At 61.1% G+C, this 21,634-nt stretch carries 22 protein-coding genes and 2 tRNA genes; 6 read left to right on the plus strand and 18 right to left on the minus strand.

Going from position 1 to position 21,634, the window contains the following annotated elements:
• Nucleotides 1–136 precede the first annotated feature (136 nt).
• On the minus strand, nt 137–886 hold the full coding sequence (locus tag B3873_RS14995; RefSeq protein ID WP_276838793.1) for an SDR family oxidoreductase: 750 nt from the start codon (nt 884–886) through the stop codon (nt 137–139).
• 256 nt (nt 887–1,142) lie between these two features.
• Here B3873_RS14995 and B3873_RS15000 point away from each other — a divergent pair, with 256 nt between their 5' ends.
• Nucleotides 1,143–1,664 (plus strand): DNA-deoxyinosine glycosylase, encoded by a 522-nt coding sequence (locus B3873_RS15000; protein ID WP_414651546.1) that lies wholly within the window; start codon nt 1,143–1,145, stop codon nt 1,662–1,664.
• 120 nt (nt 1,665–1,784) lie between these two features.
• On the opposite strand, the gene B3873_RS15005 is transcribed toward B3873_RS15000, so the two are convergent.
• The 3 genes from B3873_RS15005 to B3873_RS15015 form a co-directional block, all read right to left on the minus strand.
• Entirely contained in the window at nt 1,785–1,961 is a 177-nt protein-coding gene (locus B3873_RS15005) for a type II toxin-antitoxin system Phd/YefM family antitoxin (RefSeq protein WP_286867042.1), read from the minus strand.
• Nucleotides 1,958–2,098: a hypothetical protein gene (locus B3873_RS15010; RefSeq protein WP_204725303.1), complete on the minus strand. Its 141-nt coding sequence runs from the start codon at nt 2,096–2,098 to the stop codon at nt 1,958–1,960. The genes B3873_RS15005 and B3873_RS15010 overlap by 4 nt, the downstream gene beginning before the upstream one ends.
• Before the next feature lie 114 nt (nt 2,099–2,212).
• Complete coding sequence (locus tag B3873_RS15015; RefSeq protein ID WP_039786668.1) at nt 2,213–3,028, minus strand: MetQ/NlpA family ABC transporter substrate-binding protein; 816 nt, start codon at nt 3,026–3,028, stop codon at nt 2,213–2,215.
• Nucleotides 3,029–3,206: 178 nt separating this feature from the next.
• On the opposite strand from B3873_RS15015, the gene B3873_RS15020 reads away from it, so the two are divergent.
• The 3 genes from B3873_RS15020 to B3873_RS15030 all read left to right on the plus strand — a co-directional run bounded on the left by B3873_RS15020 (nt 3,207) and on the right by B3873_RS15030 (nt 4,409).
• Nucleotides 3,207–4,031 (plus strand): spermidine synthase, encoded by an 825-nt coding sequence (locus B3873_RS15020; protein ID WP_286867046.1) that lies wholly within the window; start codon nt 3,207–3,209, stop codon nt 4,029–4,031.
• A gap of 154 nt (nt 4,032–4,185) precedes the next feature.
• Nucleotides 4,186–4,261 (plus strand) — tRNA-Lys (locus B3873_RS15025).
• A 72-nt stretch (nt 4,262–4,333) separates the two neighbouring features.
• Nucleotides 4,334–4,409 (plus strand) — tRNA-Lys (locus tag B3873_RS15030).
• A gap of 194 nt (nt 4,410–4,603) precedes the next feature.
• Here B3873_RS15030 and B3873_RS15035 read toward each other — a convergent pair.
• Nucleotides 4,604–5,086 (minus strand): helix-turn-helix domain-containing protein, encoded by a 483-nt coding sequence (locus B3873_RS15035; RefSeq protein WP_286867047.1) that lies wholly within the window; start codon nt 5,084–5,086, stop codon nt 4,604–4,606.
• A 56-nt stretch (nt 5,087–5,142) separates the two neighbouring features.
• Here B3873_RS15035 and B3873_RS15040 point away from each other — a divergent pair, with 56 nt between their 5' ends.
• The gene (locus tag B3873_RS15040) at nt 5,143–5,337 is read left to right on the plus strand and encodes a hypothetical protein (protein WP_034330238.1); all 195 of its coding nucleotides are present in this window, start codon (nt 5,143–5,145) and stop codon (nt 5,335–5,337) included.
• 57 nt (nt 5,338–5,394) lie between these two features.
• Here B3873_RS15040 and B3873_RS15045 read toward each other — a convergent pair whose 3' ends face one another.
• The 6 genes from B3873_RS15045 to B3873_RS15070 all read right to left on the minus strand — a co-directional run bounded on the left by B3873_RS15045 (nt 5,395) and on the right by B3873_RS15070 (nt 11,943).
• Entirely contained in the window at nt 5,395–6,201 is an 807-nt protein-coding gene (locus B3873_RS15045; RefSeq protein WP_286867048.1) for an alpha/beta fold hydrolase, read from the minus strand.
• Between the two features lie 238 nt (nt 6,202–6,439).
• Entirely contained in the window at nt 6,440–7,168 is a 729-nt protein-coding gene (locus tag B3873_RS15050; protein ID WP_286867050.1) for an ABC transporter ATP-binding protein, read from the minus strand.
• Between the two features lie 2 nt (nt 7,169–7,170).
• Nucleotides 7,171–9,138 (minus strand): ABC transporter permease subunit, encoded by a 1,968-nt coding sequence (locus B3873_RS15055; protein WP_286867051.1) that lies wholly within the window; start codon nt 9,136–9,138, stop codon nt 7,171–7,173.
• 4 nt (nt 9,139–9,142) lie between these two features.
• Nucleotides 9,143–10,033, minus strand: coding sequence for a branched-chain amino acid ABC transporter permease (locus tag B3873_RS15060; RefSeq protein ID WP_039786681.1), 891 nt, complete (start codon nt 10,031–10,033; stop codon nt 9,143–9,145).
• A 176-nt stretch (nt 10,034–10,209) separates the two neighbouring features.
• A complete protein-coding gene (locus B3873_RS15065; RefSeq protein ID WP_039786683.1) occupies nt 10,210–11,361 on the minus strand; it encodes an ABC transporter substrate-binding protein in 1,152 nt (383 codons plus the stop codon).
• A 156-nt stretch (nt 11,362–11,517) separates the two neighbouring features.
• The gene (locus B3873_RS15070) at nt 11,518–11,943 is read right to left on the minus strand and encodes an acyl-CoA thioesterase (RefSeq protein ID WP_088754193.1); all 426 of its coding nucleotides are present in this window, start codon (nt 11,941–11,943) and stop codon (nt 11,518–11,520) included.
• 441 nt (nt 11,944–12,384) lie between these two features.
• On the opposite strand from B3873_RS15070, the gene B3873_RS15075 reads away from it, so the two are divergent.
• On the plus strand, nt 12,385–14,061 hold the full coding sequence (locus tag B3873_RS15075) for an electron transfer flavoprotein-ubiquinone oxidoreductase (protein ID WP_286867054.1): 1,677 nt from the start codon (nt 12,385–12,387) through the stop codon (nt 14,059–14,061).
• 79 nt (nt 14,062–14,140) lie between these two features.
• Here B3873_RS15075 and B3873_RS15080 read toward each other — a convergent pair whose 3' ends face one another.
• From B3873_RS15080 to B3873_RS15110, 7 genes are all read right to left on the minus strand, one after another.
• Entirely contained in the window at nt 14,141–14,716 is a 576-nt protein-coding gene (locus B3873_RS15080; RefSeq protein WP_134135085.1) for an NUDIX domain-containing protein, read from the minus strand.
• 110 nt (nt 14,717–14,826) lie between these two features.
• A complete protein-coding gene (locus B3873_RS15085) occupies nt 14,827–15,141 on the minus strand; it encodes a DUF2818 family protein (RefSeq protein ID WP_121039208.1) in 315 nt (104 codons plus the stop codon).
• A gap of 12 nt (nt 15,142–15,153) precedes the next feature.
• Nucleotides 15,154–16,662: an NADH-quinone oxidoreductase subunit NuoN gene (gene nuoN, locus B3873_RS15090; RefSeq protein ID WP_039786694.1), complete on the minus strand. Its 1,509-nt coding sequence runs from the start codon at nt 16,660–16,662 to the stop codon at nt 15,154–15,156.
• 155 nt (nt 16,663–16,817) lie between these two features.
• Nucleotides 16,818–18,308: an NADH-quinone oxidoreductase subunit M gene (locus B3873_RS15095; protein WP_286867058.1), complete on the minus strand. Its 1,491-nt coding sequence runs from the start codon at nt 18,306–18,308 to the stop codon at nt 16,818–16,820.
• A gap of 22 nt (nt 18,309–18,330) precedes the next feature.
• A complete protein-coding gene (gene nuoL, locus B3873_RS15100) occupies nt 18,331–20,421 on the minus strand; it encodes an NADH-quinone oxidoreductase subunit L (protein WP_286867059.1) in 2,091 nt (696 codons plus the stop codon).
• A gap of 114 nt (nt 20,422–20,535) precedes the next feature.
• Nucleotides 20,536–20,844 (minus strand): NADH-quinone oxidoreductase subunit NuoK, encoded by a 309-nt coding sequence (gene nuoK / locus B3873_RS15105; RefSeq protein ID WP_013233782.1) that lies wholly within the window; start codon nt 20,842–20,844, stop codon nt 20,536–20,538.
• 18 nt (nt 20,845–20,862) lie between these two features.
• Nucleotides 20,863–21,525, minus strand: coding sequence for an NADH-quinone oxidoreductase subunit J (locus tag B3873_RS15110; protein WP_286867062.1), 663 nt, complete (start codon nt 21,523–21,525; stop codon nt 20,863–20,865).
• Nucleotides 21,526–21,634: the final 109 nt, after the last annotated feature.

Consider the following 21,634-nt stretch of genomic DNA (forward strand, 5'->3'; position numbering starts at 1 on the left):
GCACGCAGATGCAGTGGATCAGTTCATTCATCGGATGGCGATGGCTCTCGGCATAGCGGGCCAGCAGTACATCGATGCGGCGCGGGGAAACGGTGCTGTCCATGGTGAGCTCCCTGATCAATGGCCGGCCAGACGTTCAGCGGCCACCGGAAACGTCGATGAAAGTCCCCGTGGCGTAGGACGACTCGTCCGACAGCAGCCACAGGATGGCGTTGGCCACTTCCTCGGCGGTGCCGCCGCGCTTCATGGGGACGGCATCCTTGAGCCGGTCGACACGGCCCGCCTCGCCGCCGCTGGCGTGGATATCGGTATAGATCAGACCCGGACGCACGGCGTTGACGCGAATGCCCTCGGCGGCCACTTCCTTGGCCAGGCCGATGGTGAAGGCATCGATGGCCCCCTTGGAGGCGGCGTAGTCCACGTATTCACCGGGGCCACCCAGCTTGGCAGCCATCGACGACAGGTTGACGATGGCCCCGCCCTGCCCGCCGTGGCGGGTGGACATGCGCTTGACCGCCTCGCGCGCGCACAGCAGGCTGCCGGTGACATTGGCCACCAGCACCCGGGTGATGCGTTCGGCGCTCATGGCGTCCAGGCGCGACTGGTGATCCAGGATTCCGGCATTGTTGACCAGGGCGGTGACGCGGCCCAGTTCCTGGTCGGTGGTGGTGAAGAGGCGCAGCACGTCCTCCTCTTTGGAGACATCGCCGGCGACGGTAATGGCGCGGCCGCCCGCGGCACGGATCTGCCCGGCCACCGATTCGGCGGCCTCGCGGTTGGACACGTAGTTGACGCACACGGCGTAGCCGCGCTGGCCCGCCAGCAACGCGGTGGCCGCGCCGATGCCACGGCTGCCGCCGGTGACGATGATGACCTTGTCTGTCATGTTCTGTATCCCTTGTGTGAATGGCCCGGCGCGTGACGCCTGGGCAGCTTACGCTAAGATGTGAATTCTTGTGCATTTTGCCGCAAGCCTGACGCTTCTGCAGCCGCGCCATTGTGCCCGGATGGCGAGGCCGATGGAGCTTGCTGAAATTCTTTTCATCCCGGCCATTTACATGCCTGCTCGCCCTTCCTTTGCCGCCACCCCTTCGCCTGCCCATGATGCTGCCCGCGCTGCCGATTCGGGCACTACTGATCCCTTGCTGGCCAGCTTTGCGCCGGTAGTGGCGCCGGATACGCGCATCCTGATCCTGGGCAGCTTGCCGGGAACCGCTTCGCTGGCGATCCGGCAGTATTACGGGCATCCGCGCAATGCCTTCTGGCGACTGGTGGGCGAAGTGATCGGGGTTGACCTTTACGCGATGGACTATGCCGCCAGGCTTGCCACCTTGCTGCAGCATCGCATCGGCCTGTGGGACGTGATCGCCCAGGCCAGGCGCATCGGCAGTCTCGACAGCGAAATCCGGGATCACAGCGGCAATGACTTGCTGACGCTGATCGCCGGTCTTCCGGCATTGGAGACCATCGCTTTCAATGGCGGTACCGCCGGCAAGATCGGGATCAAGGCACTGGGCGCCAAGGCAGAGAACTATCGGATGGTGGTGTTGCCGTCGAGCAGTCCGGCGCATGCGGCGTTGGCGTATGAGGACAAGCGTGCGCGCTGGCTGGCCGCACTGCGCTCATCATCGCCGCCGATGTCGCCTGCCGGGCCTCAAAGGTAATGATAGCGACAGGCAAAGCAGCTGAATGATGCGGTTGAGCCTCTTTCTTGTCCCGCGCTTGCCAATACTGGTAGTCGTGCGAGGCTGGCGCCCTGACTATGCTTCCTCGACTAGCGCTTGTTACTCATCCAGCTTCTTTTCCTCGATCTTGGCGGCCCAAAGTTGGGCAATCGAGCGCTCCAGATGGGCGACGTTGGCAGGCGAGCGCAACAGATGAGCCGTTTCCATCGGGCTACTGAAGCAATCGTGCGAGACCAGCTCCCCATTGGGATCGTCGCCAGGCTGTCTTGGCTTCATTTTCTGAAGAACAGATAGTCATAAAATTCCCCCGACAACCCGCCATTGAAAATCAAATACTGCAACGCCTTCGCGAAAAACACGATGGCGCAGAAGACGATGGCCAGCTTCAGGCAGAGGATGAGGTTCTTGAGCATGGCGCAAGTGTAATGGAGCACCGGCCGCCAGCGCACCACCCCGACGGGAAACGCACAAAAAAAAACGCCCGGCCAGACGTCGGGCGGTGCACAGAGCAACGCTTGGGGCGGAATTCAGAACGCCGGCACCAGCGATCCCTTGAACTCGGTCTCGATGAACTTGCGCACTTCCTCCGACTGGTAGGCCTGCACCAGCTTCCTGGCCCAGGGCTTGTCCTTGTCCTCGGCGCGGGTGGCGATGATGTTGGCGTAACGGCCGCGCGGATCTTCCACGGCGATGGTGTCCTTCTGCAGGGACAGGCCGGCCTTGTAGGCGTAGTCATTGTTGATCGAGGCGGCCGCCAGGTCGTCCAGCGAGCGTGGCAGTTGCGCCGCATCCAGTTCGATCAGCTTGAGCTTGCGCGGGTTGTCGATGATGTCCAGCGGCGTGGCGTTGACGCCGTTTTCGCCCACGCCCGGCTTGAGCTTGATCAGGCCGGCTTTCTGCAGCAGCAGGAGCGCCCGGTTGCCGTTGGAGGGATCATTCTGGATGCCGACCTGCGCACCGTTGGGCAGCTGGTCCACCGACTTGAACTTGCGCGAGTAAATGCCCAGCGGCGCCGTGATGGTCAGGCCGACCGGCACGATCTTGTAGCCACGTGCTGCAATCTGGCTTTCCAGGTAGGGACGGTGCTGGAAGGCGTTGGCGTCCAGGTCACCGGAGGCCAGTGCCGCATTGGGCTGGAGGTAGTCGCTGAAGACCACGGTCTGGATCTCCAGGCCGTCGCGTGCGGCGACTTTCTTGACGACGTCGAAGATGGCTTCGGCACTGCCGACAGAGATACCGACCTTGATCTTGTTCTTGTCCTGCGCGCTGGCACCATGCGGTGCCAGGACCAGGGTCAGCGCAGCAGCGGCGGCGATGCGCTTGATGATTGCAGCCAATGGCATGGTAACTCCGGAAATGATGAGGTCCGCATCCTCACATACGCGCGCGCCCGGCAGAAGGAATGAATTCGCATGTCGATATGCGCAAAGCGTGCAGCGGCCGATGGCAGCCTCCCAAGGCAAGGTATCATTCGGCATCCGCAGGCCGCCTCCCCGGCTGCCGCGCCGTTTCATTCATATCATGCTCATCCGAAGAAAATCCATCGAAGCCCAGGCCAATACCAAGGCCGGCCCCAATCGTCGCCGTCAACAGCTGGAAGCCGACGCCAGCAAACCGCGCAAACCGAAATATGCCCCGGTCACGCTCTCCGAGCTGGAAGGCGTACGTTATCTGCATTTCGGCACCGAATGGGTACAGGGCGCGATGCGCATTCGCAAACCCGACTGGATCGAGCTGGAATACGCCCAGCAGATGATGGCCTGGATGCTCTTCAACCGCACGCCACGCCATATCGTGCAACTTGGGCTCGGAACCGGCGCGCTGACCAAGTTCAGCTACCGGCAATTCCCGCAGGCGCAGGTGACGGCGGTGGAGCTGAATCCGGCTGTCATCGCCATCTGCCACAGCATGTTCAAGCTGCCCGAGCCGGACGAACGGCTGATGCTCATCGAAAGCGATGCCATGGATTTCATCGTCCATGCTGCCACGCACGGCATCATCGATGCCTTGCAGGTTGATCTCTACGACGCCACTGCACGCGGGCCGGTGCTGGACACTCCCGAGTTTTACCAGGCCTGCTATGACAGTCTGGCACCGGGCGGCGTGATGACGGTCAATCTCTTTGGCGATCATCCGAGCTATGCCAAGAACCTGCGGGCGATGGAATACGCCTTCGATACCGTGGTGTCGCTGCCGGAAGTCCATGACGGCAACGTGGTGGCACTGGCCTTCAAGGGCGCGGTGACGTTCGATTTCCCCGAGTTGTATGCGCGTGCGGCACTCATTGAGAGCCAGACCAGGCTGCCGGCCAAGTCCTGGGTCAATGGAATCAAATCGGGCTTGTAACGCAAATTGTGCGCAAAAGGAGGCCGGGCGTGGCGCGGGCGCCGAAGAGATAAAATATTTTCATCTTTTCTCAAAAAAAGCTTGCACCACCCCGACCTCCCTCCTATAATGCGCTCTCTCTTGCAGCACTGAGGCAACAACGAAGTGCAGCAACGGGGCGTTAGCTCAGCTGGTAGAGCAGCGGACTCTTAATCCGTAGGTCCACAGTTCGAATCTGTGACGCCCCACCAAAATTTCAAAAGGCCTCTCAACCCGAGGCCTTTTTCACTTCCCGGTTGACCTGATCTCTTCAGGAACACCACGGGGCGTTAGCTCAGCTGGTAGAGCAGCGGACTCTTAATCCGTAGGTCCACAGTTCGAATCTGTGACGCCCCACCACTAACGAAAAGCACCACGAGTGATCGTGGTGCTTTTTTTGTGTCTGCGCCTCTTTGCGTGCGTCGGCGAACTTCCTGCCTCAACCCCTCAAGACCCCCTCAAGAATCGCACCTCTTCGCGATCACATTCAGTCTCCTGGTCTCTTGCTCTTGCGCTACCGCCCCCCCTTACCGGCCTTTTTTACCATCGGCCATTCACTCCCTCATCTGGGCAGAAACGGTAGCGCCAGACTCGTCCCCACTCCCGCTCTGCGCCGATCCCGGTGCGCCCTTGCGCTGCCGCCCCGGACGGATGCGCTTGGCCTCGGAAGCTGCTGGCAGCTCGCGCTTCTTCTTCCCCGTCTTGGCCATCTGCGACAAGCCAGACAAGAGCTGAACCAGGGAGCTGCGCAGCACGGGATCCACGGCGCGATAACAGGCAATCAGCTCGCTCTCCTGCTGGCTCGGCGTACTGCCCCGCACTCCGGTCAGCACATAGGTGATATCGATGCCGATCTCACCCAGACCATGCAGGTAATAGGCGTCCGGCGCGGTCTCTCCGATCTCATACTTGATCTGGGTACGTGCCGTGATATCGAGCTGGTCCGCTACCGATTTCTGGGTATGACCGCAGCGGCCACGCTCTTGCGCAAGGCGATCACCAAGTACTGTCAAAAATTCACTCTTATTCGATGACATATGAAAAGGACCTCTCCTAGAATGTTGCTTTCAGCTCAACAGCGAGGAGACATCTTATGGCACCCAAGCAACAAAACGAACGCAAGCCCGCAAAAGGAACGACGCGTCTGGTGAATTTTCGATTAAATGAGGCGGAATTCGAGGAAGCTGACCTGTTGGCACAACAAACCTACCGCTCGCGCGCTCTTTTCATTCGCACGATGTATTTGCTGGGACTGCAGACGTATCGCCGCCAGCATCCTGTCGACTGAGATCGCGCACACGCATTCGCCCGACCAGGATGACGATGAACGGGGCGGCCGAACGGGTCAGATGAGGCCGCGGCGCAGCAGGAACTCCCTGGCTTCCCGCATTACCTGATCCGCTTGCTCGCGGTGCGGGACATGGCCACATTGCGCCAGCATCCGCGACTCGCCCTGCCCCGGGAACGCTGCGGGCAAGCTGGCAATCATGCGCGGATGCGTGAGACTGCCAAACTCATCCAGATCGCCATGCAGCGCCAGCACCGGACAGACTAGCCGCTCCAGCATGGGGGCCAGCGACCAGTGCGCAAAGGAAGGCGAGAGCCAGGTGTCGATCCACGCCGAGAGCACCCAGCGCGCCTGTTGCAAGTCGTTGCCGTGGTACTTCGCCAGGCGCGCGAGTTGTGCCGGATCGGCAAAGCGGGTTCGCGCCTCCTGAATGCCCTGCAAGGTCCGGTCCTCCACGAAGGCTTGCGCCGATTCGGTGATGACGGCCAGCACTCGCTGCGGCCACTGTGCCGCCGCCGACACGGCCATGCCACCGCCGACGCTGTGGCCAAACAGGATCACCTTGTCCACTGCGAAATGCTGCAGGACCGCGGACAGCGACGTGGGTGCTTCAGCAGAGATGAAATCCAGCGCCAGTCCATCCGTCCTCGCCGAGGACTGTCCGAAGCCGGCCCGATCATAGGCAATGACGGGAAGTCCGGTCTGCGCCGCCAGCCGGGCAGGAAAGTCGCGCCACAAGGCGACCGAACCCAGCGAGTCGTGCAACAGCACAATCGGCGTGCGAGCCTCGGGCGAACCGCCCCACACGCTGGCATACAAGGTTCCGCCCTCGGTCTCGATATACGCGTCCTGCCGTTCGGACATGCTCGCTCCTCTGCTTGGGTACTGACGCATTGCGTGCGGCCGCCGCCCCCCCTACCTGTACACGGCCACCCAAAGGGGCCAACGGCAAATAAAAAGGCGCACCGGAGGGTGCGCCTGAATCAGCCTTCAAGGGGGTATGGCTCCCCCTCAATATACCGGACACGCTATCAGCTTGCGCGACGTGCGAGCCCCAGTATCACGCCAGGCGCATGGCTGATGCTGCTTTGCTTGCAGTCCATCAGTGATGCGCGCCGCCGCCCAGATAGGCGGCCTTGACCGCCGGGTCGTTCTGCAGCTTGTCGGCGGGTCCGTGTACGGAGATCTTGCCATTCTCCAACACATAGCCGTAGTCCGCAACATTGAGCGCGGCAGCGGCGAACTGCTCCACCAGCAGCATGGTCACGCCCTGCTCCTTGAGCCGCACGATGATGCGGAAGACCTCATCCACCAGGATCGGCGCCAGCCCCATCGATGGCTCGTCCAGCAGGATCACTTCGGGGCTCAACATCACCGCGCGCGCCATGGCCAGCATCTGCTGCTCGCCGCCCGACAGGGTACCGGCCAGCTGCGTCTGCCGCTCCTTCAGGCGCGGGAACAGCTCCAGGGCGCGTTCCAGGTCGTGCGCGATATCGCCCTTCGGGCGGGCCCGGGTAAAGCGCGGGAAAGCGCCCAGCAGCAGGTTGTCGGTCACGCTCATGGTGGCGAAGACACGGCGGCCTTCCGGCGAGTGCGCCAGGCCATAGCGGGCGATGCGGTGCGAATCCAGGCCGGTGATGTTCTTGCCGCCGAGCGTGACTTCCCCGCCCTTCGGTTTGATCATGCCGGAGATGGCGCGCATGGTAGTGGTCTTGCCGGCACCGTTGGAACCGATCAGGGTCACCACCTTGCCCTTGGGGACGTCCATCGAAATGCCATGCAGCACCTCGACCTTGCCGTAAGCGGCGTGCAGATTGGAAATGGTCAGCATGTTCAGGCTCCCGCGGGGCTGGGTGGGTTGTCGTGGGCATCGCCTGCGCCACTGCCGAGGTAGGCTTCGATGACCTTGGGGTCAGCCTGGACCTGGGCCGGCTTGCCTTCGGCGATCTTCTGGCCGAAGTCGAGCACGGTGACGGTATCGCAGATCGACATGACCACATCCATGTGGTGTTCGATCAGGATGATGGTGATGCCGGCTTCGCGGATCTTGCGGATGATGGCGACGAGCTCCTTGATGTCCGGTGCGGTCAGGCCGGCGGCCGGTTCATCGAGCAGCAGCAGGCTTGGGTTCAGGCCCAGCGCACGGCCGATCTCCAGCAGGCGCTGCTTGCCGTAGGGCAGGTTGCGCGCCTCCTCGTTGGCCAGATTGGCCAGGCCCACGAACTCCAGGATGGCGGCTGCACGTTCACGGGCGGCTTGCTCTTCGCGCACGTAGCGCGGCGTATTGACCATCACGTCAACCACGTTGCTGTTGAAGGTGTGATGCAGGCCGACCAGCACGTTTTCAGTGGCCGTCATTTCACCGAACAGCTGCACGTTCTGGAAAGTTCGCGCCACGCCGCCCAGGGCGATGGTGGAGGGCGTATTGCCGGAGATCGGGCGGCCATCGTATTCCACCACGCCATCGGTAGGACGATAGATGCCGGTCAACACGTTCATCATGGTGCTCTTGCCCGAGCCGTTCGGGCCGATCAGGCCGTGCACGCTGCCTTTGCGCACATCCAGGTCAACCCGGTTCAAGGCCTTCAGGCCACCGAACTGCATCAGGATCTGGTTCACCTTCAGCAGCGTTGCGCCCTCGTCCTTGACGGAGTCGGTGGTGATGACGGCACGCTCCTTGTCACCGGCGATCTGCTGGGCCACGGGCACGTGCTTGCTTAGCATGCGGCCGAACAGGCTGCGGCAGAAGCCGACGATGCCGTCCTGCAGGTAATACACGACGAACAGCGTCATCAAACCGAAGATGGTCAGGCGCCAGTCGGTGATGTTTTCCAGCTTGTACGAGAAGGCGGCCATGGCGATGGTCGCCACCACCGGCACGGCGATGCCGCGGGCGGTCTTGGTCCCCTTGGCCAGCTGCACGCCGGCGCCGATCACCACGATCACGGCCAAGACGGTAGCGATCTGGCGGAACAGGGCAATGTCAGACAGCAGGCTGGGCAACATCACCACGATCAATGCGCCGATCAGCGAGCCGATGCGCGACTTGCGGCCACCCATGATCACCGCCAGCAGGAACAGGATGGTCAGCTCGAAGTTGTAGGTATTGGGCGAGATGTACTCTTCCGAATACGCATACAAAGCGCCCGACAGGCCAGCCAGCGCCGCGCTGATGATGAAGGCATAGACCTTGTAGCGATACACCGACACGCCCATGCAGTCCGAGGCGATCGGACTGTCGCGCAGCGCCTGGAAGGCACGGCCCAGGTTGGACTTGAGGATGCGGTGCACCACCAGCATGGAGATCACCATCAGGATCGCCACCAGGTAGAAGAACTGCACTTCGTTCATCTTCTCGCCGCCCAGCATCGGCTTGGCGACCTTGATCCCGAGCGGGCCTTCGGTGAGGAAGGTCATCTCGTTGATCAGGATCTGGATGATGGTCCCGAAGGCCAGCGTCACCATCGCCAGGTAAGGCCCGGTCACGCGCAGCGCAGGTAGCGCCAGGATGGCACCGAAGACGGCGGTCACGGCAATGGCTGCCGGGATCGTCACGAAGATCGGCAGGCCCAGCTTGAAGAACAGCACGCCAGCGGCGTAGGAGCCGATGCCGAACAGGCCCGCATGGCCCAGCGAGACCTGGCCGGTGTAGCCGACCACGATATCGAGCCCGAACAGCAGGATGGCGTAGATGAGGATGGTTTCGATCAGGTGCAGGTAATACGGGTTGTGCACCACCATGGGAATGCCGCCCAGCGCGGCGATGCCCAGCAAGGACAGCAGCAGGATTTTCTTGTTCATGGCTTCAGACCTTCTTGATCGCAGTTTTGCCGAACAGGCCTGCAGGTTTCACCGCCAGGACCAGCAGCAGCAGCACCAGTCCAGGGACTTCCTTGTAGCCGGTGGAGATATAGAAACCGGTCACGGTCTCGGCCACGCCCAGGATCAGGCCGCCGACGATGGCGCCCATGCCCGAGGTCAGGCCGCCGATGATGGCCACCGCAAAGGCTTTCAAGCCCAGTGCCGCGCCCATGGTGGCGCCGGTCAACGTCAGCGGTGCTACCAGCACGCCAGCGAAGGCGGCCGTGGCCGAAGACAGGGCATATGAAAAAGTGATCACCATGCTGGTATTGATGCCCATCAACCCCGCCGCATCGCGGTCGTTGGAGGTGGCCACCACGGCCTTGCCGTAGATCGACTTGCGATTGAACAATTCGACCGCCGCCATGATGAGCAAGGCACCAATCACCACCAGCACCTGCATCGGCTGCACGTTGGCCCCGAAGACCTGGAAGGGCGTGCCGGAGATGGGCGACGGGAATGGCAGGTCGTCCTTGCCCCAGATGTTCTCGGCGACGTTCTTGAAGATGATGGCCAGCGCGATGGTGGACATGATCCATCCGAATTCGGACTTGATCTTGATGGCCGGACGCACGCCGATCCATTCCACGAACATGCCCTGCAGGGCACCGAAGACCAGCACGATGGGGATCATCAGCCAGTAGTTGAGATAAGGCCCGCCGTGGATGTTGCCCACCACGGAGAGCCCGACCAGCGCGCCCAGCATCAGGGCCTCGCCCTGGCCGAAATTGAGCGTGCCGGACGTGGCAAAGGTCAGTTGGTAACCGAAGGCGATGACGGCATAGATCATGCCGAGCGCGATCCCGGAGAAGACCAGTTGTAAGAGGATGTCCATTGTATTTCCCAAGAAGCGGCTACCGCCGGGTGGCGGCGTAGAGCTGCAACGATCCCGCGGCGACCGCCCCCGGTGCCGTTAGAAATTCGTCAACAGATCGTGTGAAAAAGGCCAGCCCCCGGATCGCAAGGACTGGCCTCTTCGACTGCGTTACGTGAAGTGAAGCGAGTCGGTTCTTATTTGCCGAGGATGACGCGGCCGTTCTTGACCTCGCCCATCACGACCATGCCAGGCTTGATGGCTTCGTGATCGTCATGGGTGAACGGCTTGTCATAGGTGGTGACCACGCCTTCGACCTTGGTGTTGAGGTTTTCCAGTGCAGCACGGACCTTGTCGCCATCGGTGGTGCCGGCCTGCTTGATGGCAGCAGCCAGCAGCATGATCGAGTCATAGCCCTGGGCAGCCGAGACGGCCGAAGGCATGCGGTCAACCTTGTAGGCCTTCTGGTAAGCCTCGATGAAGGCCTTGCGCTTGGGCGTGTTGCCGTCCTGGATGAAGGTTTGCGGCATGCGGGCACCGTTGCCGTTCTTGCCGGAGTTGTCGATGAAGTTGCCCATCGACAGCGGCCAGCTGCCGATGATGGGCACTTGCCAGTTCAGCTTTTCCATGCCGTTGGCGATCTGCGCCAGTTCCGGGCCGATACCGTAGGTCAGCACGGCTTGTGCGCCGCCCTGCTTGGACTTGAGCAGCTGGGCCGTCATGTCCACATCCTTGATGTTGTACTTTTCGATCGCCACCGGGGTGACCTTCTTGTCGGCCAGCACCTTTTCCAGGTCTTCACGACCGAGCTGGCCGTAGTTGGTGGAGTCGGCCAGGATGGCGACCTTGGTGAACTTCTGCTTGTCGACCGCTTCATCGGCGATCATCTTGGCCTGGATCTTGTCGGCGGCCGAGGTGCGGAAGATGTAGTTGTCCTTTTCCTTCTCGAACTGCTTGGTGATCACGGTGCCGGTCGCCACGTTGTTGATCACCGGGATCTTGGCTTCCTGGTAGAAGCGCTGCGAGGCCAGGGCCACGCCGGTGTTGATGAAGCCGACGGTGGCGACCACCTTTTCCTTGTTGATCAGTTCCTGGGCGATCTGCACGCCGCGTTCGTTCTTGGCTTCATCGTCGCGCTCGACCAGCTGGATCTGCCGGCCCAGCACGCCGCCAGCGGCATTGATCTCGGCCACGGCCAGCTTGACGCCATCACGCATGGACACGCCCATCGGGGCAGAGCCACCGGTGTAAGGGCCGGAAACGCCGATCTTGATCGGATCCGCAGCCTGCGAAGTGAGCGCCAGGCTCATCAGGGCAGCGGCAACAAAGGCTTGGGTCTTGTAGCTCATGTCATCCTCCAGAATGTAATTGTTGGCTAGCACGCGAGCGGGCGTAGCGCTTTTGGAACCCGCTCCGTGTGAACGAATTCTCCGCTCCCCTTCGCTCTGTGGCGAATCCTTGCGGGAGTGTCGGGCCGATTCTGTCCCAGTTTCCTTGCGCCAAACTTACAGGCTTGTCAGGAGCTGTCGCAGCTTCTCAGGCAGTGCAGTGGATTTCTCTTTCTTGAAATCGACCCAGACGATTTTTGCGGCACCGTCAGCATAAATGATCTGTTCATCGGCAGCGTCGCGGATGACATACGTAGTTTCCACACTCGTGCGCCCCAGGTGCCCCGCGCCCATCTGCACCAGGATGCTGGCGGGATACTTCATCTGGCGGCGGAAATTGCAGTGCGCATTGACGATCACCGGGCCCTCCTCGCCTGCGATGGTGGGCCCGAACACCTCTTCCAGCCACTCGATGCGGCACTGCTCCATGAAGCGGAAATAGAGCGTGTTGTTAACGTGACCGAAGGCGTCCATGTCGCCCCAGCGGATGCGCTGCTGCGAGACGTACAGGGGCTTGCTGGCGGCGGCTTCGTGACTGCTCATCGTGGGTCCTTTCCCGGTTTGATTCATCAATAACTGAAATTTTTTTCATGCGCGGCAGGGGGCCGCTGTCGCATTTACGACGCAATGGCGACCCGCATGCTGCAGCATTTCCTGCGTCACTACCGATTCATGTTGCTCGCCCGCACAAGTTCATGAGCTGCAGAGGTCATGAGCGCCGGTAATGACATCCGCCGAATATGGCATGAGACCCGCCCTGAAAATCCCATAAAATACGGCACCTGCGGAAACCAGCCAGCGCGGCGCGATAGACCGATTGACGCCGGCACCGGCTTCAGTTTGTGTGCATTGTTTCAGACATGAACGAAGGATGCTGAATAAAAAGGCTGCGAAATCGCCATTCCCTCTAGCGTTCCTTCGAAAAATACTTAACAATAGCACGATCGTTCGAAAAACAGGCAGTTCACATAACACGGGACACCCATGACTTCTTCTCAAGACTTGCTCGCACAATACGGCCCTCGCGAATCGATGGAATATGACGTCGTCGTCATCGGCGGCGGCCCCGCTGGTTTGTCGGCAGCGATTCGCCTCAAACAGCTGGCTGCGCAACAGAACCGGGAAGTCTCGGTCTGCGTGCTGGAAAAAGGCAGCGAAGTCGGCGCCCACATCCTCTCCGGCGCGGTGATGGACCCGCGTGCACTGACCGAACTGATCCCCGACTGGAAGGAACAAGGCGCGCCCCTGAACACGCCGGTGACCGAAGACCGTTTCCTGTTCCTCTCCGAGAGCAAGGCCTACAAGACTCCCAACTGGCTGCTGCCGACCTGCTTCCAGAACCATGGCAACTACGTGATCTCGCTGTCCAACGTCACCCGCTGGCTGGGCCAGCAGGCTGAGGCGCTGGGCGTGGAGATCTTCCCGGGCTTCCCGGCGGCCGAAGTGCTGTATCACGAGGACGGCTCGGTCAAGGGCGTGGCGACCGGCAACCTGGGCATCAACAAGGAAGGCGAACCGACCGGTGATTTCCAGCTGGGCATGGAACTGCACGCGAAATACACCTTCTTTGCCGAAGGGGCGCGCGGCCACCTGGGCAAGCAGCTGATCGCCAAGTACAAGCTCGACGCCGGCCGCGACCCACAGACCTATGCCATCGGCATCAAGGAACTGTGGGAAGTGAAGCCCGAAGTGCACCAGCCCGGCCTGGTGGTTCACACCGCCGGCTGGCCGCTGGCCAATGACACCTACGGCGGCTCCTTCCTGTATCACCTGGAAAACAACCAGGTCGCCGTCGGCTACGTCGTAGGACTGGCCTACCAGAACCCGTATCTTTCGCCCTTCGAGGAATTCCAGCGCTACAAGACCCATCCGGAGATCCGCAAGTTCTTAGAAGGCGGCAAGCGCATCTCTTACGGCGCACGGGCCATCACCGCCGGTGGCGTGCAATCGCTGCCCAAGCTGGTCTTCCCCGGTGGCGCCCTGCTGGGTTGCGATGCGGGCTTCCTCAATGCCTCGCGCATCAAGGGCAGCCATGCCGCCATCAAGAGCGGCATGCTGGCCGCAGATGCCGCCTTCGCGGCGCTGGGCGAGAACCGCCAGTCCGATGAGCTGGCGGCTTACCCGGCAGCCTTCGAGGCTTCCTGGCTGAAGGAAGAACTGCACAAGGCACGCAATTTCAAGCCGTCAATGAGCAAGGGATTGATCACCGGTACCCTGCTGGTCGGTATCGACCAGGTGGTCTTCGGCGGCAAGGCGCCGTGGACCCTGCGCCATACCCACGCCGACCACGAATGCCTGCGCCCGGCTTCGGACTTCGCGCCGATCGCCTATCCCAAGCCGGATGGCAAGCTGACCTTTGACCGCCTGTCTTCGGTCTTCATCTCCAATACCAACCACGGTGAAGACCAGCCCGCGCACCTGACGCTGAAGGACAAGAATGTTCCGGTGCAGGTGAATCTGGCCAAGTACGCCGGCCCGGAATCGCGCTACTGCCCGGCCGGGGTGTATGAATTCGTCAAGAACGAGGACAATTCCGATCGCCTGCAGATCAACGCGCAGAACTGCGTGCACTGCAAGACCTGCGACATCAAGGACCCGACCCAGAACATCGTGTGGGTCACCCCGGAAGGCGGCGGCGGGCCGAACTACTCGGGCATGTAAGCGCCCTTCCCTGTCTCGCAAAAACGAAAGCCGCATCCTTGTCAGGGATGCGGCTTTTTTCGTTGGGTCAGCGCGGTTCTCAGATGCCGGCCGGGCGTTCGGGTGGGGTCCAGCTGCCATTGATTATCTTCTCCAGCCAGAACACCCCGATCACGGTCTTCACATCCGTGATCTGGCCATTGCGTACCTGTTCCAGCAGCTCGGCCAGCGGGGCCTTGTAGATGTCGAGGAATTCACCTTCGTCCAACTCCCGCTCGCCCTCTTTCAAGCCACGCGCCAGATACAGCACCAGATGTTCATCCGAATAGGCAATGGCATTGTGAATGGTGCACACGTATTGCCATTCTGTGGCGGTATAACCGGTCTCTTCCTTCAGTTCGCGCTTGGCGCACTCCAGCGTATCTTCACCCGGATCGATCTTCCCGGCCGGGAATTCGATGAAGACCCGGTGCAGCGGATAGCGGAACTGGCGCTCCATCAACACGCTGCCGTCCTCGAACAGTGGCAGCACTGTGACTGCACCGGGGTGCTTGATGTATTCGCGGCTGGTTTCCTTGCCGTCCGGGAGCACGATGGTGTCCTTTTGGACCTTGAGGAAATGGCCGTCGTAAACCTGGCGAGTGTCTTTCTGCGTCTCTTTGAGATGGGCGTCCATGATATGTGCGAGGGGATGAGGTTGGAGAAGAAAAACGACTGGCCGCGCCCGACCGGCACGCACCAAGAAAAAAGGCGCCAGTCAGTGACCGACGCCTCTTGCAGGCTGCTTCAGGCGTGCTGCTTGCGCAGGTATCGCATCACATAGCCAGGATAGGCCAGCACCAGGAACAGACAAGCGGTGATGGCATAGAATTCCCAGCCTTGGGAAAAGACATTGCCGATGCCGCTTTCCAGCAGATGGGCAGCGACGCCGACCAGGAAATACAGCACCACCAGTTCCAGCAGCCGCAGCCAGATCGGCTTGACCCAGGCGGCGTCCTTGTTCAGCGGAATCAGGCCGAACAATTGCTGGTTGAAGAAAGGCAAATTGGCCGCCAGGGCGGCCAACAGGATGACGATCCAGCTGAACAGGGAAACGTTCATTTCCCTGTTTCCTTACGCCACGACCTTGCTGAGGAAGGTCGCCAGGGTGCTGACGATGGCGTTGGTGCAGGCATCCATCAGGTGACCCGGCCACAGGCCGATGGCCAGGGCGGCGATACCGTTCAAGCTCAGCACGACACGCATTTCAGGCGTGGCGACGATCTTGCTGGTGTCGGTGGGCTCATCGAAATACATCACCTTGACCACGCGGATGTAGTAGAAGGCACCGATCAGCGAGAAGACCACGGCCAGCACCGGCAGCCAGATCTGGCCAGTGGCCATGGCGGCCTGCAGCACCGACAGCTTGGCATAGAAGCCCACCAGCGGCGGGATACCGGCCAGCGAGAACATCATGATCATCATCACGGCGGCGAACCACGGGCTACGCTGGTTCAGGCCCTTGAAGTCGTCCAGGGTGTCAGCTTCGAAGCCCGAACGCGACAGCAGGATGATGACACCAAAGGAACCCAGGGTAGTGATCACATAGGTCACCGCGTAGAACAGCGAAGAGCTGTAAGCGTTGACGGCCGAGAACAGGTTGCCGTCGACCACGCCCGACATCATGCCCAAGAGCATGAAGCCCATGTGCGAGATGGTCGAGTAAGCCAGCATGCGCTTGATGTTGGTCTGTGCGATGGCGGTGACGTTGCCCAGGATGATGGACAGCACGGCCAGCACCATCAGCATCTGCTGCCAGTCCACAGCCAGCGGCAGCATGCCTTCGACCAGCAGACGGAAGGTGATGGCGAAGGTCGCCAGCTTCGGTGCGGCACCCAGCAGCAGGGTCACCGGGGTGGGCGAACCTTGGTAGACGTCAGGCACCCACATGTGGAAGGGCACGGCACCCAGCTTGAAGGCCAGGCCAGCCACCACGAACACGATGCCGAACACCAGCGGGGTGCGGTCAACGGTGCCGGAGACGATGGCGCGGAAGACTTCGTTCAGTTCCAGGGCACCGCCGGTCGCGCCATAGAGCATCGACATGCCGTACAGCAGGAAGCCGGAGGCCAGTGCGCCCAGGATGAAGTACTTCATGCCGGCTTCGGTCGAAGCGGCGTGGTCACGGCGCAGGGCCACCAGGGCGTACAGCGACAGCGACATCAGTTCCAGGCCCAGGTAGATGGACAGGAAGCTGTTGCCGGAGATCATGACCATCTGGCCCAGCAGCGCAAACAGCGCCAGGGCGTAGTATTCGCCGCCCAGGGGACCACCGGTGATGCCGCGAGCAGTGTTGTACTGGCGCGAGTAGATGAGCGTGACGCCCACACCCAGGTAGGTGAACAGCTTCAACAGGTTGGCCAGCGGATCGGACACGAACATGTTGTTGAACGTGTAGACCGTAGCGCCCGTGTTGAGGTCGGCAAAGGTCAGTACCGCACACACCACCAGCGCCGCCAGGGACAGCAGATAGGTAATGACGCGCTTGCTTTCCGGCAGGAACATATCGATCAGCAGGATCGCGGAAGTCGCGATCAGCAGAAATATTTCCGGATAGACAGGGATCAGATTCATGTTATTCATTTAGTTACTACCGCTTGTGTACGCCCGCTTGTGTCGCGACCTTGATCGCGCCGCCCGACCGGCAATGCCACACCGGCTCGTCTCGTTACTCGTTGTTGCCCAGCTTGGTTGTCGGCGGGACGCGAGCGCCCCGCCCTTCACTTCTTCTGCGCAGATCAGTTGATCTTGGAGACCGCCACGTGCTTCAGCAGGTCGGTCACCGAGGTCTGGATGCTGTCGGTGATGATGCCGGGATAAATACCCATGACCAGGGTAGCGATCGCCAGCAGGCCCAGGATGAAGAACTCGCGGCCATTCACATCCACCAGTTCAGCCACGTGATGGTTGGTCACGGCACCGAAGATCACGCGCTTGGCCAGCCACAGCGAGTATGCCGCGCCCAGGATCAGGGCGGTGGCAGCCAGGAGGCCAATCCAGAAGTTGAACTTCACTGCACCCAGGATCACCATGAATTCGCCGACGAAACCGGAAGTGGCCGGCAGGCCGCAGTTGGCCAGCGAGAACAGGATGAAGAAGAAGGCGAAGCGCGGCATCTTGTTGACTACACCGCCGTACTGCGAAATCTCACGGGTGTGCATCTGGTCATACAGCACGCCGATACACATGAACATCGCGCCGGAGACGAAACCGTGCGAGATCATCTGCACGATACCGCCCTGCACTGCCATGTCGTTGAACATGAAGAAGCCCAGGGTGACGAAGCCCATGTGGGCGATCGACGAATAGGCGACCAGTTTCTTCATATCCTGCTGGACCAGGGCCACCAGACCGATGTAGATCACGGCCACCAGTGACAGGAAGATCATGAAACCCGACAGCGCATGGCTGGCGTCCGGCAGGATCGGCAGCGAGAAGCGCAGGAAACCGTAGGCACCCAGCTTCAGCATGATCGCAGCCAGCACGATGGAGCCACCGGTCGGTGCCTGCACGTGGGCGTCAGGCAGCCAGGTGTGCACCGGCCACATCGGCACCTTCACGGCGAAGGCAGCCAGGAAGGCGAAGAACAGGATCTTCTGTTCCATCATCGACAGCGGCACCTGGTGCCAGGTCGGGATCTCGAAGCTGCCGCCCGACACGTAGTACAGGTAGATCAGGGCGATGAGCATCAGCAGCGAACCCTGCAACGTGTACAGGAACAGCTTGAAGGCTGCATACACGCGGTTGTCGCCGCCCCAGACACCCACGATGATGAACATCGGGATCAGGGTCGCTTCGAAGAAGGCGTAGAACAGCATCGCATCCAGCGAGGAGAACACGCCGATCATGATGCCGGAGAGGATCAGGAAGGCACCCATGTACTGGGCCACGCGCTTCTGGATCACCACCCAGCCGGCCAGCACCACGATGACCGTGATGAAGGCGGTCAGCGGCACGAACCACAGCGAGATACCGTCCAGGCCCAGGAAGTAGCTGATGCTGAAGCGGTCGATCCAGGGCGTCTTTTCGACGAACTGGTAACCGTGCGCCAGCGGATCGAAGTGCTGGATCAGCGGGAAAGTAACGACCAGGCCGACCAGCGACCCGAACAGCGCCAGCCAGCGGGTCAGGCCCGGATTGCTGTCGCGGCCCAGTGCCAGGACGAGGATGCCGAAGACGATCGGTACCCAGATCGCGAGGCTCAAGATGGGAAATGTTGACTGCATCATGGTTGTTATTTACTCGGACAGCTTATTTGGCGAACGGGAACGGCATGAACCACACCAGGAAACCCAGCACCCCGATGATCATCACGAACGCATAGTGATAGATGTAACCGGACTGCCAGAGACGCGTGAATTTCGAGAACCAGCCGACGACCTTGGCGCTGCCGTTGACGAACAGGCCGTCGATGATGCCACGGTCGCCCACGGTGGACAGTCCACTGCCCAGCAGGCGGGCACCGCCGGCGAAGACGACTTCGTTGAACTTGTCCATGTAGTACTTGTTGTCCAGGATGGTGTAAATGATGCTGAACTTTTCCTTGAACCAGGCCGGCACGCGCGGATTGATCATGTAGCAGTAGTACGCCACGACCACACCGGCGATGGCCAGCCACAGCGGCGCGCTGGTGAAGGCGTGCAGCACCATGGCCACCGGGCCGTGGTATTCGTGGGCCAGTTCTTCCATGACCTTGTGATTTTCACCGAAGAAGATCACGCCCTTGAAGAAGTCGCCATACAGCATCGGCGAGATCGCGAAGAAACCGACGATGACCGAGGGAATGGCCAGCAGGATCAGCGGCAGGGTCACCACCAGCGGCGACTCGTGCGGCTTCTGACCCGGGGCCAGGCCGTGATGATGCTCTTCGTGGCCGTGATCGTCGTGGGCATCGTGCGCATGGTCGTCATGCACGCCGTGGGCCGCAGCCGGGGCGTGGTGATCGTCATGGCCGTGAGCCTGGCCGAAGCGTTCCTTGCCATGGAAGACCATGAAATACATGCGGAAGGAGTAGAAGGCCGTCACGAAGACGCTGGCCAGCACGGCGAAATACGCGAAGCCCGAACCGGCCAGGTGCGACTCGGCCGCGGCTTCGATGATCGAATCCTTGGAGTAGAAGCCCGAGAAGAACGGGGTGCCGATCAGCGCCAGCGAACCCAGCAGCGAAGTGATCCAGGTGATGGGCATGTACTTGCGCAGGCCGCCCATGTTGCGCATGTCCTGATCGTGGTGCATGCCGATGATGACCGAACCGGCACCCAGGAACAGCAGTGCCTTGAAGAAGGCGTGGGTCATCAGGTGGAACACGGCCACCGAGTAGGCCGACGCACCCAGCGCGACGGTCATGTAACCCAGCTGCGACAGCGTGGAGTAAGCCACCACGCGCTTGATGTCGTTCTGCATGGTGCCCAGGAAGCCCATGAACAGCGCCGTGATGGCACCGATCACCAGGATGAAGGACAGCGCCGTGTCGGACAGTTCGAACAGCGGCGACATGCGGGTCACCATGAAGATACCGGCCGTCACCATGGTGGCGGCGTGGATCAGCGCGGAAATCGGGGTCGGGCCTTCCATCGAGTCCGGCAGCCAGACGTGCAGCGGGAACTGGGCCGACTTGCCCATGGCACCCACGAACAGGCAGATACATGCCACGGTCAGCAGCATCCAGTCGGTACCCGGCAGGGTCAGCTGGGCCAGCTCGGCGCGCTTGTCGAAGACTTCGGTGTAGTTCATCGAACCGGCGTAGGCCAGCAGCAGGCCGATACCAAGGATGAAGCCGAAGTCACCCACGCGGTTGACCAGGAAGGCCTTCATGTTGGCCTTGATGGCGGTCGGGCGGGTGTACCAGAAACCGATCAGCAGGTAGGACACCAGGCCCACCGCTTCCCAGCCGAAGAACAGCTGCAGGAAGTTGTTGCTCATGACCAGCATGAGCATGGAGAAGGTGAACAGCGAGATGTAGGAGAAAAAGCGGTTGTAGCCTTCATCTTCGGCCATGTAGCCGATGGTGTAGATGTGCACCATCAGGGACACGAAAGTCACCACGCACATCATCATCGCGGTCAGGCTGTCGACCATGAAGCCGATCTCCAGCTTGAGGCCGGCCACCGTCATCCAGTTGTACAGCGTACCGTTGTAGGTGGCGCCGTCCAGCACTGCGAGCAGGGTCTGGATGGAGATGATGGCGGCGATCAGCACGCCCAAGATGGTCGCGGTATGCGACACCTTGCGGCCAACCACGTTGCCGAAGAATTTGGTACCCAGCAGACCGGCGATGGCCGAGCCTGCCAGCGGCGCCAGGGGTACAGCAAGAAGAAGATGTGGGTTAAGTTGCCCAGCCATGATGAACCTTATCGCTTATTGGCTGCCCCGCCCGCAGCGCTGCTGCAAGGGGGCCTCCCATCTTTAAATGAAATTCAAACCAGAACGCAAAAACAGGACGCTGCGGATGCCGACTCAGCCCTTGAGGCTGTCGAGGTCTTCCACGTTGATGGTATCCAGATTACGGAACAGCACCACCAGAATCGCCAGACCGATGGCGGACTCAGCCGCAGCCACGGTCAGGATGAAGAACACGAAGATCTGTCCGCCCGCGTCACCAAGGTAATGCGAGAAAGCAATGAAGTTCATGTTGACCGCAAGCAGCATCAGTTCGATGGCCATCAGCAGGACGATGACGTTCTTGCGGTTCAGGAAAATGCCGACGATCGAGATCGCGAACAGGATCGCGCCGATGATCAGGTAGTGGGAGAGCGTGATTGCCATGATTCTTGTGCGCCCTTCTTAAAATTGTTGACCGGCGGCCGGCTTGTCGGCCGCTGCAGCGGCAGCGTCGGCTGCGGGTGCATTGCGGGTGGATTCGGCCTTCATGCTGACCAGGCGCACGCGGTCCGATGCCTTGACCTTGACGGCCTGGGCCGGATCGAAGTACTTGCTGTCCTTGCGCTTGCGCAGGGTCAGTGCCACGGCGGCGACGATGGCCACCAGCAGGATCACGGCCGCCACTTCAAAGGCGTAGACGTATTCGGTGAAGATCAGCTTGCCCAGCGGCTTGGTCTGGCCCAGCGTGTCGGAGACGGCCGGCACCTGCGATTCGTAGACCCAGAAGCTGTTGAGCAGCACGGCTGCCATTTCCAGCACGATGATCACGCCGATGGTGGCCGCCAGCGGGAAGTAGCCCCAGAAGCCTTCGCGCAGCTTGTCCATGTTGATATCGAGCATCATCACCACGAACAGGAACAGCACCATCACCGCGCCGACATAGACCAGCACCAGCACGATGGCCAGGAACTCGGCCTTGAGCAGCATCCAGAGGCCCGCTGCCGAGAAGAAGGACAGCACCAGGAAGAGCGCCGCATGCACCGGGTTGCGGGCCGTGATGACGCGAACGGCGGCGATTACCACCAGCACCGCGAACACGTAGAACAAGACAGTTTTAAATTCCATAATCAACCAGAAGTTGGTTCATTCAATCAGCACGGGGACCGCACAGCAGGCCACCCCATCGCAATACATCCGACACCTTGCCGCAAGCCCTGCACCACCCTGCCCGGCT

Origin of the sequence: Herbaspirillum sp. UBA812, assembly GCF_002296545.1 — a bacterium.
In the GTDB taxonomy this organism is placed as follows: domain Bacteria; phylum Pseudomonadota; class Gammaproteobacteria; order Burkholderiales; family Burkholderiaceae_D; genus Herbaspirillum; species Herbaspirillum huttiense.

Coding starts and splice junctions, on each gene's coding strand:
- B3873_RS15060 (WP_039786681.1), bottom strand. CDS start 10,033: ATGGACATCCTCTTACAACTGGTCTTCTCCGGGATCGCGCTCGGCATG.
- B3873_RS15010 (WP_204725303.1), bottom strand. CDS start 2,098: ATGCTCAAGAACCTCATCCTCTGCCTGAAGCTGGCCATCGTCTTCTGC.
- B3873_RS15035 (WP_286867047.1), bottom strand. CDS start 5,086: ATGTCATCGAATAAGAGTGAATTTTTGACAGTACTTGGTGATCGCCTT.
- B3873_RS15065 (WP_039786683.1), bottom strand. CDS start 11,361: ATGAGCTACAAGACCCAAGCCTTTGTTGCCGCTGCCCTGATGAGCCTG.
- nuoL (WP_286867059.1), bottom strand. CDS start 20,421: ATGGCTGGGCAACTTAACCCACATCTTCTTCTTGCTGTACCCCTGGCG.
- B3873_RS15020 (WP_286867046.1), top strand. CDS start 3,207: ATGCTCATCCGAAGAAAATCCATCGAAGCCCAGGCCAATACCAAGGCC.
- B3873_RS15015 (WP_039786668.1), bottom strand. CDS start 3,028: ATGCCATTGGCTGCAATCATCAAGCGCATCGCCGCCGCTGCTGCGCTG.
- B3873_RS15040 (WP_034330238.1), top strand. CDS start 5,143: ATGGCACCCAAGCAACAAAACGAACGCAAGCCCGCAAAAGGAACGACG.
- B3873_RS15080 (WP_134135085.1), bottom strand. CDS start 14,716: ATGGACGCCCATCTCAAAGAGACGCAGAAAGACACTCGCCAGGTTTAC.
- B3873_RS15110 (WP_286867062.1), bottom strand. CDS start 21,525: ATGGAATTTAAAACTGTCTTGTTCTACGTGTTCGCGGTGCTGGTGGTA.
- B3873_RS15055 (WP_286867051.1), bottom strand. CDS start 9,138: ATGAACAAGAAAATCCTGCTGCTGTCCTTGCTGGGCATCGCCGCGCTG.
- B3873_RS15005 (WP_286867042.1), bottom strand. CDS start 1,961: ATGAAGCCAAGACAGCCTGGCGACGATCCCAATGGGGAGCTGGTCTCG.
- B3873_RS15075 (WP_286867054.1), top strand. CDS start 12,385: ATGACTTCTTCTCAAGACTTGCTCGCACAATACGGCCCTCGCGAATCG.
- B3873_RS14995 (WP_276838793.1), bottom strand. CDS start 886: ATGACAGACAAGGTCATCATCGTCACCGGCGGCAGCCGTGGCATCGGC.
- nuoK (WP_013233782.1), bottom strand. CDS start 20,844: ATGGCAATCACGCTCTCCCACTACCTGATCATCGGCGCGATCCTGTTC.
- B3873_RS15095 (WP_286867058.1), bottom strand. CDS start 18,308: ATGATGCAGTCAACATTTCCCATCTTGAGCCTCGCGATCTGGGTACCG.
- B3873_RS15050 (WP_286867050.1), bottom strand. CDS start 7,168: ATGCTGACCATTTCCAATCTGCACGCCGCTTACGGCAAGGTCGAGGTG.
- B3873_RS15070 (WP_088754193.1), bottom strand. CDS start 11,943: ATGAGCAGTCACGAAGCCGCCGCCAGCAAGCCCCTGTACGTCTCGCAG.
- nuoN (WP_039786694.1), bottom strand. CDS start 16,662: ATGAATAACATGAATCTGATCCCTGTCTATCCGGAAATATTTCTGCTG.
- B3873_RS15045 (WP_286867048.1), bottom strand. CDS start 6,201: ATGTCCGAACGGCAGGACGCGTATATCGAGACCGAGGGCGGAACCTTG.
- B3873_RS15085 (WP_121039208.1), bottom strand. CDS start 15,141: ATGAACGTTTCCCTGTTCAGCTGGATCGTCATCCTGTTGGCCGCCCTG.